This window comes from Epibacterium sp. ABV4_022 (assembly GCF_056159345.1).
This window is the reverse complement of record NZ_JBSWVA010000001.1, coordinates 2,517,663-2,531,031: the sequence shown is the minus strand read 5'-3', so window position 1 is coordinate 2,531,031 and position 13,369 is coordinate 2,517,663. Positions and strand designations below refer to the sequence as shown.

Sequence of the window (13,369 nt, the reverse complement as noted above, 5' to 3'; positions counted from 1 at the left end):
CAAACGGCCAAAGGGTCAAACGGCGGGCCGGATCTGATGCGCACCATCGCGGGAGGCCGCGATGGTGCGGTCTTGACCTATTCGGCTGCGGGCACCGGGGTGTCCGGCCCCTGCAGGTTCTGGCGCAGCAGACTGCGGTAGTGGCGGGCGGCCTTGTTGATGCGCGGTTCCTTCAGGACCTCGGCGGTGCCCATCCACCCTCGCGGCAGACGCAGGCTGGACAGGGCCGACAGCGGCACGGCCAGCACCAGCGACAGCGCGATCGGCGCAAGCCAAAGCGACACCAGTCCCGCCGCGATCCCTGCCCAAAGCGCCACACCGCTGACCGTTTCCAGCGCGTGGCATTTGAACAGGGTGGCAAGGCTGTAGTGCCCGCCTGCGCGCGCCTGCGGCGACCAGCCTTTTTGCAGCCCGAACAGCGTGCGCAACACCGCGATCATCTGCTGCACCATCAGGATCGGTGCATAGAGGATCGCCAGCAGGATTTCAGTCGACATCGACAGCAGGAACCGGCCCGCACCGCCATAGTCGCCGATCCGTCGCCCGGTGAGGGGCAGCGCCGCCACGGACAGTACTTTTGGCAACAACAGCATGGCATAGATCAGAATGATCACCGCCACATGCCGGGGTTCGCTCATGTCGGGCCAGTTGGGACGCAGTGGGTTCTTTTCCGAGAAATAGGTGATGACCGAGCCGCCCTCGTCATGGCCGATCAGCGCCCAGATCACCAGAAGCGCAAACCACACCGGCGCCATCAGATAGCCGATCGCGCCATGGGCGAGGTGAAAGCGGGACATGGCGTGAAAGCCCGTGGCCGACAGGATGCGCAGGTGCTGGAGGTTGCCCTGGCACCAGCGCCGGTCGCGCTGGATGTGGTCCACCAGCGTCGCAGGTGTTTCTTCGTAAGAGCCGCGAATGCGCGGCAGGAAGCGCACCCGCCAGCCGGCTCGGCGCAACAGGCCCGCTTCGACAAAATCATGGCTCATGATGATCGAGGTGCCGCCCGCAAGCGTGGGCAGTTCCGGCAGGCCCGCACAGGTGGCAAAGGCGCGGGTGCGGATGATCGCATTGTGCCCCCAGTAGTTGCCCTCATGCCCGGTCCAGCGTGCCAGCCCTTCGGCCAAGGCGAGACCGTAGACGCCATTGGCAAACTGCTGCATGCGGCCAAAAACGGATTGCGCGCCAATGAGTTGCGGGAAGCTCTGAATGAGGCCTGCGGCCGGGTCCCGCGACAGCGCGTCGGTGAGGCGCACAATGGCGCGGCCTGTCATCAGGCTGTCGGCATCCAGCACCAGCATCGCCTCGTAGTCGCCGCCCCAGCGGGTCACCCAATCGTGGATGTTGCCGACCTTGCGGGCTGTGTTCTTCTCGCGGCGGCGATAATAGAGCGTGATGCCATCGGGCAGTTCTGCCCGGAGCGCCTGCACGCTCTGTTCCTCCTGGGCGGCGATCTCGGGGTCGCGGGTGTCGGAGAGGATGAACATCTCGTATTGATGCGACCCGCCGATGGCGCGCAGCTCTTCCAGCATGGAGCGGGCATTGCCCAGCACATACCAGGGGACCTCGTTATAGATCGGCACCAGAAGGGCAACGCGCATGGCACGCCGCGGACCCCGTGCGGGCGTCGGGCGGGTGCGCGCCAGGCTGTAGAGACCCAGGAGCACCGTGGAGACGGTGAAGGTGATCCAGAAGAAATTGAAGGCGATCAGCGTCAGCAGCACCCATTCCAGCGGTGTCACGCCATCGGCGGCAAACCAGCCCTGCATGACCCAGGCCAGCGCCACCGTGGCGGCCATGGCCGGCGAGAAGGCCAGGATGCGCCACAGCGCAACACCGGGGGGGCGATCCGATCCGCCTGCCGCACCGGAGGCCGGCGCGCTGGCGTCGTGAAACCGGCGCCCGAAGTCCTGCGCCGGCATCGCCAGCGGAGTCTCGGGAGGCACCAGGGGCGGGGATAAATCGTCACGCATTTAAACAGTCCACCGATAAAGCCAGACCTCGGAGGCGGCAGCGCCGTCCTTGCGCAGTTGCGCCCGCAGCTCGACGTGAGTCTGCTCACCCGGGTCAAAGGAAAACGCCAGCCGCATGCCGCCGGTTTCCGGGTTGCGTTCGAGTATGCCGTCGCTGGTCTCCAGATGCGGGGAGGAGACATGGATCGAGAAGTCCTCCGGCGCGGCTTCGAAGATCGGATGCGCCTCGAAGTCGATCACCATCAGCCGGCCCGGATCGCCAAAGATCTTGGCCCCCGAGGCGGTATTGATGACGCGCGGCAGGTCCAGCACAGGTTCATCGCCCCAGGTCAGGCGATACTCAAGATCGACACGCGTGCCAGCGGCATAAGGCACCTGGGGACGCCAGTAGGCGACGATATTGTCGTAGATTTCCTTGTCCGCCGGGATCTCGACCAGCGTCACGGCGCCGGTCCCCCAGTTGCCCTTGGGCTCGACCCAGAGCGAGGGGCGGCGGTGATAATGCGCCTCCAGATCGGCGAAATCCGAGAGCTTGCGCGCGCGCTGCATCAGGCCGAAACCCATCGGGTTCTCGTCCACGAAGCTGGACACTTGCAGGCGTGTCGGATTGGCCAGCGGCCGCCACAGCACCTCGCCCTGACCGTTCTTGACCAGCAGGCCGTCGCTGTCATGTACGGCAGGGCGGAAATCGTCAAAGCGCTGATGATTGGTGCCGTCAAACAGGAACATCGAGGTGAGCGGCGCAAGGCCCGCATGGCTGAGGTCCTTGCGCGGGAACAGGGTGGCGGTGACGTCCATCACGCAAGGATTGCCCGGCGTGATGTCGAACCGATAGGCGCCCGTCACGGACGGGCTGTCCATCAGCGCATGCACCACCATGTTTTCCTGCAATGGCCCCGGGGCCTCCAGCCAGAAGCTGACGAATTCGGGGAATTCCTCGCCCTCGGGATCGGCGGTCTTCAGCGCCAGTCCACGCGCCGACAGGCCGTAGTTGTTGCCGTTTGCAATGGCGCGGAAATAGCTTGCGCCCTGAAACACGCAGAACTCGGTCTTCTTGCCCGGATGGTCGGGGTCGTCGAGATCGGTCCGCAGGCGGAAACCGGAGTATCCCAGCGCTCCGTCGCGCGACAGGGTCGGCGAAATCTCGGGGTGGGTCTTGAACCGCGCCATGTCGAAGGCCACGCCTGAGGAGACGCCCTCGGTAACCGCATGGATCTGGACCGGGCGCTCGAAATAGAGACCGGGCAGGAAGAAATCCACGTTGTAGCTGCGGTCGGTATCGGCCCAGAGCGCCTTTGTCACATCGAACTGGATCGACCGGTACTGATCGTAGCTCATAGCGAGCCAGTCATCCGGCACCGAGCTGCGTTCCTTGAACGGGCGTTCGGCGAGCGCCTTGGCACGCGCGATCACATCAGCGCGGGAGAAGGTTTCGCCTCCCGCAGTGGCACGCGCGGCAGGGGCGACCGCGATCAGGGACAGGGCGGATGCGGTTTGCAGGAAGGCACGACGGCTGAATGTGCTCATCGTTTGCGTCTCCAGGGTTGGGATTTGAACCAGGCCGCGCCAAATGCGCAGCCGATGATGAGGGCGAAGCCTGCAAGGTTTGCAGCGGCGGTCACGAGGATGCCGCGATCTGTCTGATCCAGTGCGGCGCCGATGAACCGGGCCAGCGCCATGGAAAATACAAAAACCGCAAGGCTTTGTTGGCCGACCTTGGTGATCAGCGCGATGATCTGTCCCCAGAGGCGCGACAGCGCGGAGGTGCCGCGCGCCAACAGGTTCTGACCGTTTTCACCGGCCACAAGCCAGGCCAGATACGCCAGCGACAGGAAGTGCATATACCGCAGCAGGCCAAAGTCGGTCTTTTCCCGCCATTCGTCGGTGATGCGCCATGCGGGGCGGATGGCCTCGCCCAGATCCGGGGCGGAGGCGTTGAGCCAGCTGAACACTTTCCACGACCCAAAGGGCATCGACAAGATCAGGAAGGCGGCAGCAATCACGGCGAGGGTGCGGCTGACCGGCGGCTTTGGCAGCCAGCCGGCCATGAAGGCAAAGCCGGTGAAGAACAGAAGTTGCCAGCCGAAGGGGTTGAAGAACCATTCGCGGTCCGACCAGGGTTCTGCCGGGAGGGACAGACCGTCGGGGCCAAGACCAAGCACATAGGGGTTCGCCAGCAGCCAGAGCGCGATGCACAAACCGGCAACCGCCCAAAGCCCGGCCTTCCGGGCCCCCATCACCGCCGGCATCAGGGCCAGGACCACCAAATACATCGGCAGGATGTCAAAGTAGTTCGGCACATAGGTGAGGGTGAAAATCCCCACGATCTGCTGTGTGGTGTTGGTAAAGAACCGGTGCAGGTTCAGCGAGCCGATATAGCTCTTGTCGAAGCCGCCATAGAGATCAAGCGCGGCCATCGACATGGCGAGGAAGAAAAACAGGCCGATATGGGCCCAGAACACCTGCCAGCAGCGATAGGCCACGCGTGCAGTACCCAGCCACCAGCCATGACGGGCGAATGACCCGCCAAAGGCGATGGCCGAGGCCATGCCCGAGCAGAACACGAAGATCTCTGTCGCGTCGGAAAATCCAAACCGGGCCGGAATCCATCCGGTCCAGCGGTTGCCGGGAATATGCGCGCACAGGATGATGAACATCGCAATGCCACGGTAGAAATCCAGGCGCGGGTCCCGGGGGCGCGGTGCGCCCGCCGCCGCATCGGGCGGGGCACTCATCGCATTGGCGGCCGCGCGGGGAGCACTCCCCTTGTCAGGCGCCGGAAAGGGCGCGATTTCTGCCATCTGTTTTCAATCTCCTAAAGGATCACTCCGCCGGAACGCTCTGGGCCCCGCCGTTGTTCCGCGCGGATGCAATCAGGGCGCGACGGGTGGTCGCGTAATTGTCTTCGCCGCCCCCGCGTTTGGCTTTGCGATCGTCAAGGATGGCCTCCGCTTGCGTCCAGTTGCCTGCCCGCAGGCCCGCGTCGATGGTCATCCGTTCAAAGACGTCCCGCTGGGCGTGGCTGCCACCCGCAAGTTGCAACGAATCCCGTGACTTAGCGAGGTAACCGAAAGCTGTGCCGTAGTCGCCTTCCCCAAAAGCCTCAAGCCCCTTTGCAACACTGCAGCCCGGGTCGGCCATTCTTTGCGCGGCTTCAGTGGAGCCTTGCGCACCATCGGCGTGTATCCGCCGGATCAGGCGGTTCGTCGCCGATGCGCGATCACCGCCGACCAGGGCCAGCAGGTAGTGCAGATCCGCAAAGATCAGGCTGCCATCCTCGGTTCGGTTGGCGCAGAGGTCCGCCAGTTCGTCCCAGCGATCCCCGACGTTGACACCGTCCAGTTCCAGCCGCATCAGCAGCGACGTGGCGTTGGAAATATCGCGGTAGTCGTCGGTCTTGTCCTTGCGCACTTCGTCGTCATACAGCCGCATCACCTCGTCGATCTGGCCAAGGTCCAGATGCATCAGGGCCTTGTGCCACCAGACGTGGTAGCGGAAGTTGTTGCAATGCGCCCAGGCGTCCTCGCGCCCGCTGAGCCAGCCGAGGCCGGTTTTGGCATTGCCGGTCATGTCATGCACATGCGCCACCGCATGTAGGCCCCAGGCGTCATCCGGCGCGGTCCAGAGCGCCTGACGCCCGGTGATCTCGGCGCGATCATATTCACCGGTTTCCTCCAGCGCAAAGGCGTGACAGCCCAAAAGGTAGCCATGACCTGCGTGTTCAGTGGAATAGGCGGGCAGCACACGTTCGACCGAGGCCCGCATGCCGCGCGCATCCCCGAGGATAAACCGGATGCCGTGGCTCAGTTTCATCGCCAGCGTGTCGCAGGGGTGGTGGGTCAGCACCTCTTCCATGCAGGTGATCGCGCGTGAGGGATGTCCGGCAACCCAAGCCTCCAGCGCGTCCACATATTTGCGTTCACGCGGCAATGCGCCTTCATAGGCGTTTTTTGCGGTTGCGAGGGCCTCGTGCGCGGTGGGCACCAGTTCCGCGCGTCCCAGCATTAGGAGCGACAGCCCCTTGATGGCTTGACCCAGCGCAAAATCGGGGGCGGCCTCCAGCACGGCCCCAAGGTGGTTTGCGGTGCGCGCTGCGTGGGCGAGCACGCCCAGTTGCGCCCCGTTCCATTCCGCGAGCGCGCGGGGATCGGTGAGGCTGCACTCCTGTCCGAAGATATCCTGGGTCATGGGCGGGTCACTTTCACAAGCTGAATACTGAAGATGTCAAAAGTGATGCTAGCGAAGCGGTTTACACCGCGCGCCCCCCGCTCGCGCTTTGGTGAAGCCGCGTGTGGGTTTCGGCAGGAAACTGACATGAAAACGGGGTGAGATGAGCAAAAATCGGCACAAATACCCGGGCTTGCGCTGTTTGAGGCAGCACGCGGGTGCCGTGGCACCGGGTTTTGTAACATTGCGAAACGGCCCCGCGGGCCCGCAGCAACCCTGTCTATTTCAGTCGTCCTTAAAAGGCGTATCAGTGGCGAGAATCTCGTCGCTGTCTGCGCCGCATATAGGGGGCGATTTGCGGTATGTCACCGGGGTGCGTGAGAATTTGAGCGGATTGCCCAGAAGGCGCAGCGGGGTGTCACCTGATTGCATGGTCACCACCATGTCACGCGCCGCAACCTGATCGGTTTCAAACACCTGATCGAGGGTTTTTACCGGGCCGACCGGGACCTTTGCCGTCTCCATCGCCGTGATCACCTCACCGGTGCTGTAGCGCCGGACTGCGGGGATCAGGATATCATTCAGCGCGCCGCGATTTTCAAGGCGGGCGGGATTGGTGGCAAAGCGGGGATCATTCGCCAGCCCTTCAAGCGCAAGGAACGCCATGAAACGGCGGAACTGGCTGTCATTGCCCACCGCGAGGATCACATGGCCATCGCGGGTTTCATAGGTGCTATAGGGCATGATCGAGGGATGCTCATTGCCCCGGCGCAGCGGTTTTTGGCCGGTGTTGAGGTAGCTTACCCCCTCATTGATGAGCCAGGCGATCTGCGCGTCCACCAGCGCCAGCTCCACCTGTTGGCCTTCGCCGGTGAGGTCGCGGTGGCGCAGCGCCGAGAGGATGCCGATGGTCGCGTACATGCCGCACATCACATCCGCGATGCCGACGCCGACCTTGACCGGCGTGCCTTCGGGGTCGCCGGTCAGGGACATGATGCCACCATAGCCCTGCGCCATCAGGTCATAGCCGGGCTTTTCGCGGTTGGGGCCGGTCTGGCCGTAGCCCGATATGGACGCATAGACCAGACGCGGGCAGCTCTCGCGAAGGGAGGCGTAATCCAGCCCGTATTTGGCCAGCCCGCCTGGTTTGAAGTTTTCCACCAGCACATCGGCCTGCGCCGCAAGGCGGCGGATGATGTCCTGTCCTTCGGGTTTTGAAATATCAAGCGCGAGTGAGCGTTTGTTGCGGTTGGCGGCCATGAAATAGGGCGTAAGATCAGCGTCTTCTGCGACGCTCTTGCCCCATTGGCGGGTGTCGTCGCCGCCAGTGGAGGGGTTTTCCACCTTGATCACATCTGCACCAAGATCGCCCAGGAGCTGTGTCGCGGTGGGGCCTGCGAGGATGCGCGACAGATCGAGCACCTTCACGCCCTTGAGCGCGCCATGTGGCAGAGCGGCGGCGGGCGAGAATTCAGATGCGGCCATCGTAAGCTTCCTTGTCAATTTCAGCGGCGATCACCGTGAATGTCTCTGCTTTGACGGCAAGGTCAAGGGCGGCCTTCAGCTCCTTGCGGTTGCGGACTGTGTGACCCTCACCACCAAAGGCGCGGCCGATGGCGGCGAAGTCGTGGCGGCCAAAATCCACCCCCGCATTGGGGAGCTGGCGCTGGCGTTGCTTGAGATCAATCAGGGCAAGCGAGGCATCGACAAAGACAACGAAAATCGGCGCAAGCCCCATTTCTGCAGCGGTTGCCAACTCACCCGCCACCATCAGGAACCCCGCATCCCCGGAGAAGCTGACAACGGTGCGATCAGGATCTGCAAGCTTGCGCCCAATGGCGAGCGGCAGGGCGCAGCCCATGGTGCACAGGCCAGAGGATTGCACCAGTTGGCGCGGTTCCGTGCAGGGCCACATCTGGCTGAGCAAAATACGGTGCGCGCCGCTGTCGGCGGTGAGCAGCGTATCGGCGGGCAGGCTTTCGATGCATTGCGCGATCACGCCCGCCGGGCCCCAGTCGTCAGAGCGCGGGAAGGCCTCGGCGAGGGCTTTTTGCGTGCCAGAGATTTCGCCACCGGACCAGAGGGTTGCAGGCTGGGGTGCAACCGCGAGGGCTGCCAGCGTGGCGGGGATGTCGGCCACCAGCGGCAGGCTGGATTGATGCATGTAATGGGTGTTGGTTTCAGGTGTGATGTCGATCACGCGGGTTCGGGCCACGTCCCAGGCGTCGCGCCAGCCGGTGCGCATCTCGATCGGGTCATAGCCGATGCAGAGAATGAGGTCCGAGGCCTCGATGATCGGCAGCAGATGTCGGTCCGCAAGCGGCGAGAGGCCAGCCCCACCAAGGCACAGGGGATGATCCTCAGACTGGATGCCCTTGGCCTTGTAGGTGGTGACAAAGGGGATCTGGCGGGCCTCGACAAAGGCCGCGACCGCCTCCGGGCCACCGGGCAGCAGCGCATCCAGGCCAATGACCGCAAGCGGGCGCGCGGCCTCCCTCAGCCAATCATGCGCCTGCGCTAGTGTTGCACCCGCAGGCGCGGTTGCTCCGGCAGGCGCGCGGCGGATGTTGCGTTCTGTGGCGGGGGCGTTGGCCACCGTGATCGGCACATCGATATGAACCGGCCCCTGTCGGGCCTCGGTGGCGATGGCGACGGCCTTGTCGGCGATCACATCGGCAGCGGCTGCATCAAGGCGGAAGCTGGCCTTGGTGATCGGTGCAAAAACCGCCTGCTGGTCGAGCACCTGATGGGTGTAGGTCTGCGCCTCATCCGCATCGACGCAGCCGGTCAGCACCAGCATCGGCACCCGGTCCTGATGGGCATTGGCCACCACATTGACCCCGTTCAGCGCACCGGGGCCAAGTGTTGCCACCAGAATAGCGGGAGCGCCATCGCTATGATGCACGCCTTCGCCCATGAACCCGGCGCAGTTTTCGTGTTTGGCGAGGTGAAAACGGATCCCGGCGCGGGTGAGCGCGTCCACAAGGGTCAGTACTTCGCCGCCGGGCATGCCAAAGGCGTGGCGGCAGCCTGCATCATAAAGACGGCGGGCCAGAACATCGGCGGCGCGGAGAGATTGGGTCATCAGAAGTCCGTATCAGTTTGTCGTCAAATTGCAGTCAAAAGGATCATTCGCGCAGGGCGGCCGTGGTGATCGCGCCGAACACCGCGTCGAGCTGCGTGGCCACGGCGGAGAGTTTCTCGCCTGCTTCGGGCACATAGGGGGCAAAGACATGGCTTGGCGTTTTATAGGAGAGCGTCGCGGTGCCGTCCTCCTCTTCGGTGACGTAAAAGCGGATGGGCGCCTCGATCATGGCGGCGGTGGAGAGTTCCAGGATCTGCACCGCATAGTCATTGGCAAAGACCCCGACGACGCGGTTGCCGGGAATGGTGATGCCGCGGGCAGCGGCGGCGCCCGTTGGCCCGGCCTCGGTCACCACGCCCATGTTCTGCGCTTTGACCGCTGCTTTCAGATCAGCGAGCAGGGTCTTGTAATCCTTGGTGCTGGCATGGATCGCCCAGCCGTCGCGTGCGGCGATGTCCGCCGAAACCGGCGCGGAGAGTGCCGCAGCCAACAGGAGACCTGCGCCGAGGCGTCTAAGGTGGGCGAGGGGGCGGACCATGTGGGGCTCCTTCAATGAGGGTTGTCCCCGGGTGTACGCGCAGATGCGCTGAAATACTCGTCACATTTCGGTGCGGTCGGCGTCAGATCCCACGAGAAACCGGGGCAGGCCCAAAACCGGGTCAGGCCCAGCCCTTGCGAAAGAAATGCGGGCTGGCACCGAACTTGCGTTTGAACTGCCGGGAGAAATGCGTCGCGGAATTGAACCCGGAGGCCAGCGCGATCTGGGTCACCGACATGGAGGTTTCATTCATCAACGCAAAGGCGTGGCTGAGGCGCATGTCGGAGTAGACATGCATCGGGCTTTGATCGAGATAACGCGAAAACAGCCGTTCAAGCTGACGCCGGGAAATGTCCAGCTGGGTGCAGAGTTCACCGATGGACAGGGGCTCCTCGATCGACTCCTGCATCAGTTGCAGGGCGCTCAGCAGGCGCTGATTGCGGCTGCCGATGGCGACCGCGTAGTTCGACTTTTGCGGCGCCGCGCCGGAGGTGGAGCGCACGTGCAGGCACATGTCGGCGACAATGATGGCAAGCTGTTTGCCGTGACGTTCCTCGATCAGCGTCAGCATCATGTCGGTGGCCGCGCTGCCGCCGCCGCAAGTCATCAGGGTGCTGGTGACCTCGTAGATATTGGGCGAGGGCTTCAGGTGCTCGAACCGCTCGACAAATCCGGGCTGGTTCTCCCAGTGCAGGGTAAAGGGCTGATCCTTGATCAGCCCGGCCTGGGCAAGCGCAAAGGCGCCGGTGCAGATCCCGCCCAGCTTGCGGCCGAAGCGATGTTCGCGCCGCAACCAGTTGAGCGTGACCTCTCCGGCGGCTTCTTGCGGTTCCACACCGGCGCAGACAAAGCCCATGCCATCGGAGGGCAGCGCGCCAAGCGGCAGATCGGGCGTCACCACCATGCCGTTGGAACAGCGCAGCGGCGCCCCGTCCTCGGTCATGATGTACCAGCGGTAGAGTTTTGTGTTGGTGACCTGATTGGCGATCCGCAACGGTTCGATCGCGGCGGCCACCGGCAGCATCGTGGCCTTGGGCAGCAGCAGGAAATAGAAATCCTGCGGCTCTCCGATGTGCGGGATCGAGAGCGTGGCGGCAGCGCCTTTCTGAACAAAACTGTCTTCGGACACGAGCGTTTCCATGCGGGTCAGGGGGCTGGGGCGGGCAGTGTGATCTGCCTCTTGCCCTATCTGCTACTCCCGCTGCGCACAAATGTGCCGGGATATAACGACCTCGATCCGGCGAATTGCGACACGCGTCTGACCGGCACAAAGCCGCCCGGCATCTGTGCCTTGAAACAAACGCCGGGGCCGCGGCACCCCGGCGGGGCGACACATGCGCCGGCGACACGGCATGGACGATGCACACGATGTGGTGACCGCGAATTCAGCCGCATGTAACCGGGACACCACACCGCAGGCTCCTATGCCTTTGTATGGACGCGCTGCACCTAAAATGCGGGTGGACCTCTTGCAGCCCATTTTTCGCAGCACTAAGACTCGGGTAATCCTCTGTCGGGTATGGTGCCCGTCATGATCCGAAAGACAGGCAGGTCCAATGATTGATCCAACAGAAACCTACATGAACACACTTGTGCCGATGGTCGTTGAGCAGACCAGCCGGGGCGAGCGGGCATATGACATTTTCTCGCGCCTGTTGAAGGAGCGTATCATCTTCCTCAATGGTCCTGTGCATGACGGCATGTCTTCGCTGATCGTGGCGCAGCTGCTGCACCTTGAGGCGGAAAACCCGTCGAAAGAGATTTCGATGTATATCAACAGCCCCGGTGGCGTCGTGACCTCCGGTCTGTCGATCTATGACACCATGCAGTACATCAAGCCGAAGGTCTCGACCCTGGTGATCGGGCAGGCCGCCTCCATGGGCTCCCTGCTGCTGACCGCCGGTGAGCCGGGCATGCGCTTCAGCTTGCCGAATTCGCGGGTGATGGTGCACCAACCCTCCGGTGGCTATCAGGGGCAGGCGACCGATATCATGATCCACGCCGAGGAGACGCTGAAACTGAAGCGTCGCCTGAACGAGATCTATGTGAAACACACCGGTCAGGATTACGACACCATTGAAAAGGCGCTGGAGCGTGACAACTTCATGTCGCCGGAGCAGGCCAAGGAATTCGGTCTCATCGACGAGATCGTGGAAAACCGCGCCAAGGCTGACGACGAAGAGAGCTGACCGCGCTTTTTGCACGGGCTTTGTGCTCCCTACACCAATGTGTGTGCAAGGGAGCACAATTTGACATTGTGGCCGCTTGGGAGCTGTCCTAAGCTGGCCGGACATCGGGGCGAATTGACACGCGCTGGCCCCGAGGCGGATGGAAAGGTAGACCATGGCGACGAACTCGAGCGGCGACAGCAAGAACACGCTTTACTGCAGCTTCTGCGGCAAGAGCCAGCATGAGGTGCGCAAGCTGATTGCCGGCCCGACCGTTTTCATCTGTGATGAATGCGTCGAGCTGTGCATGGACATCATCCGCGAGGAGACCAAGGCCTCCGGCTTGAAGGCGACCGACGGCGTGCCTACGCCCAAGGACATCTGCCAGGTGCTGGACGACTATGTGATTGGTCAGGCCACAGCCAAACGGGTGCTGTCGGTGGCGGTGCACAACCACTACAAGCGCCTGAACCATGCCCAGAAGGCGGGCAATGATATCGAGCTGGCGAAATCCAACATCCTGCTGATCGGCCCCACCGGCTGCGGCAAGACGCTGCTGGCACAGACGCTGGCGCGCATCCTGGATGTGCCCTTCACCATGGCCGATGCCACCACGCTGACCGAAGCCGGCTACGTGGGCGAAGACGTCGAAAACATCATCCTGAAGCTGTTGCAGGCGTCGGAATACAACGTCGAGCGCGCGCAGCGCGGCATCGTCTATATCGACGAGGTCGACAAGATCACCCGCAAGTCCGAAAACCCCTCGATCACCCGCGACGTGTCGGGCGAGGGCGTGCAGCAGGCCTTGCTGAAGCTGATGGAGGGCACCGTGGCCTCGGTGCCGCCGCAGGGTGGGCGCAAGCATCCGCAGCAGGAATTCCTGCAAGTGGATACCACCAACATCCTGTTCATCTGCGGCGGGGCCTTTGCCGGTCTCGACAAGATCATCAAGCAGCGCGGCAAGGGCTCTGCCATGGGCTTTGGCGCGGATGTCCGCGAGGAGAGCGATGCCGGTGTGGGCGAGACCTTCCGCGATCTGGAACCCGAGGATCTGCTGAAATTCGGCCTGATCCCGGAATTCGTCGGCCGTCTGCCGGTTCTGGCGACGCTCGAAGATCTGGACGAAGATGCGCTGATCACCATCCTGACCAAGCCCAAGAACGCGCTGGTCAAACAGTATCAGCGGCTCTTCGAGCTTGAGGAAACCGAGCTGGACTTCACCGACGAGGCGCTCTCTGCGATTGCCAAGAAGGCGATCGAGCGCAAGACCGGCGCCCGGGGTCTGCGCTCCATCCTGGAGGACATCCTGCTCGACACGATGTTTGACCTGCCGGGTATGGAAAGCGTCACCAAGGTGGTGGTCAATGAAGAAGCTGTGAGCGCCGAAGCGCAGCCGCTAATGATCCACGCCGATGAGAAGGAATCGGCCACCGCCGGGTAA

The 13,369-nt window shown here is 63.2% G+C and carries 10 protein-coding genes; 2 read left to right on the top strand and 8 right to left on the bottom strand.

What is annotated here, in order from left to right; genetic code table 11:
• Positions 1 to 77 precede the first annotated feature (77 nt).
• The 8 genes from mdoH to ACXAF5_RS11895 all read right to left on the bottom strand — a co-directional run bounded on the left by mdoH (position 78) and on the right by ACXAF5_RS11895 (position 10,889).
• Entirely contained in the window at positions 78 to 1,970 is a 1,893-nt protein-coding gene (gene mdoH / locus ACXAF5_RS11930) for a glucans biosynthesis glucosyltransferase MdoH (RefSeq protein WP_474946741.1), read from the bottom strand.
• Positions 1,971 to 3,497 (bottom strand): OpgD/OpgG family glucan biosynthesis protein, encoded by a 1,527-nt coding sequence (locus tag ACXAF5_RS11925; RefSeq protein ID WP_474946740.1) that lies wholly within the window; start codon positions 3,495 to 3,497, stop codon positions 1,971 to 1,973.
• On the bottom strand, positions 3,494 to 4,771 hold the full coding sequence (locus ACXAF5_RS11920) for an OpgC family protein (RefSeq protein ID WP_474946739.1): 1,278 nt from the start codon (positions 4,769 to 4,771) through the stop codon (positions 3,494 to 3,496). The genes ACXAF5_RS11925 and ACXAF5_RS11920 overlap by 4 nt, the downstream gene beginning before the upstream one ends.
• Positions 4,772 to 4,793: 22 nt before the next feature.
• Positions 4,794 to 6,158 carry a tetratricopeptide repeat protein gene (locus ACXAF5_RS11915; RefSeq protein ID WP_474946738.1) on the bottom strand — a complete coding sequence of 455 codons (1,365 nt, stop codon included), beginning with the start codon at positions 6,156 to 6,158 and terminating at the stop codon, positions 4,794 to 4,796.
• Positions 6,159 to 6,422: 264 nt separating this feature from the next.
• Positions 6,423 to 7,622, bottom strand: a complete 1,200-nt coding sequence (locus tag ACXAF5_RS11910; RefSeq protein ID WP_474946737.1) for a CaiB/BaiF CoA transferase family protein — start codon at positions 7,620 to 7,622, stop codon at positions 6,423 to 6,425.
• A complete protein-coding gene (locus tag ACXAF5_RS11905) occupies positions 7,609 to 9,222 on the bottom strand; it encodes a thiamine pyrophosphate-binding protein (RefSeq protein WP_474946736.1) in 1,614 nt (537 codons plus the stop codon). Before ACXAF5_RS11905 ends, ACXAF5_RS11910 begins: the two co-directional genes overlap by 14 nt.
• A gap of 43 nt (positions 9,223 to 9,265) precedes the next feature.
• On the bottom strand, positions 9,266 to 9,760 hold the full coding sequence (locus ACXAF5_RS11900) for a DUF302 domain-containing protein (protein WP_474946735.1): 495 nt from the start codon (positions 9,758 to 9,760) through the stop codon (positions 9,266 to 9,268).
• A 121-nt stretch (positions 9,761 to 9,881) separates the two neighbouring features.
• The gene (locus tag ACXAF5_RS11895) at positions 9,882 to 10,889 is read right to left on the bottom strand and encodes a GlxA family transcriptional regulator (RefSeq protein WP_239319421.1); all 1,008 of its coding nucleotides are present in this window, start codon (positions 10,887 to 10,889) and stop codon (positions 9,882 to 9,884) included.
• A gap of 427 nt (positions 10,890 to 11,316) precedes the next feature.
• On the opposite strand from ACXAF5_RS11895, the gene ACXAF5_RS11890 reads away from it, so the two are divergent.
• Together ACXAF5_RS11890 and clpX are read left to right on the top strand one after the other, a co-directional pair.
• Positions 11,317 to 11,949, top strand: a complete 633-nt coding sequence (locus tag ACXAF5_RS11890) for an ATP-dependent Clp protease proteolytic subunit (protein WP_474946734.1) — start codon at positions 11,317 to 11,319, stop codon at positions 11,947 to 11,949.
• A 154-nt stretch (positions 11,950 to 12,103) separates the two neighbouring features.
• The gene (clpX, locus tag ACXAF5_RS11885; RefSeq protein ID WP_474946733.1) at positions 12,104 to 13,369 is read left to right on the top strand and encodes an ATP-dependent Clp protease ATP-binding subunit ClpX; all 1,266 of its coding nucleotides are present in this window, start codon (positions 12,104 to 12,106) and stop codon (positions 13,367 to 13,369) included.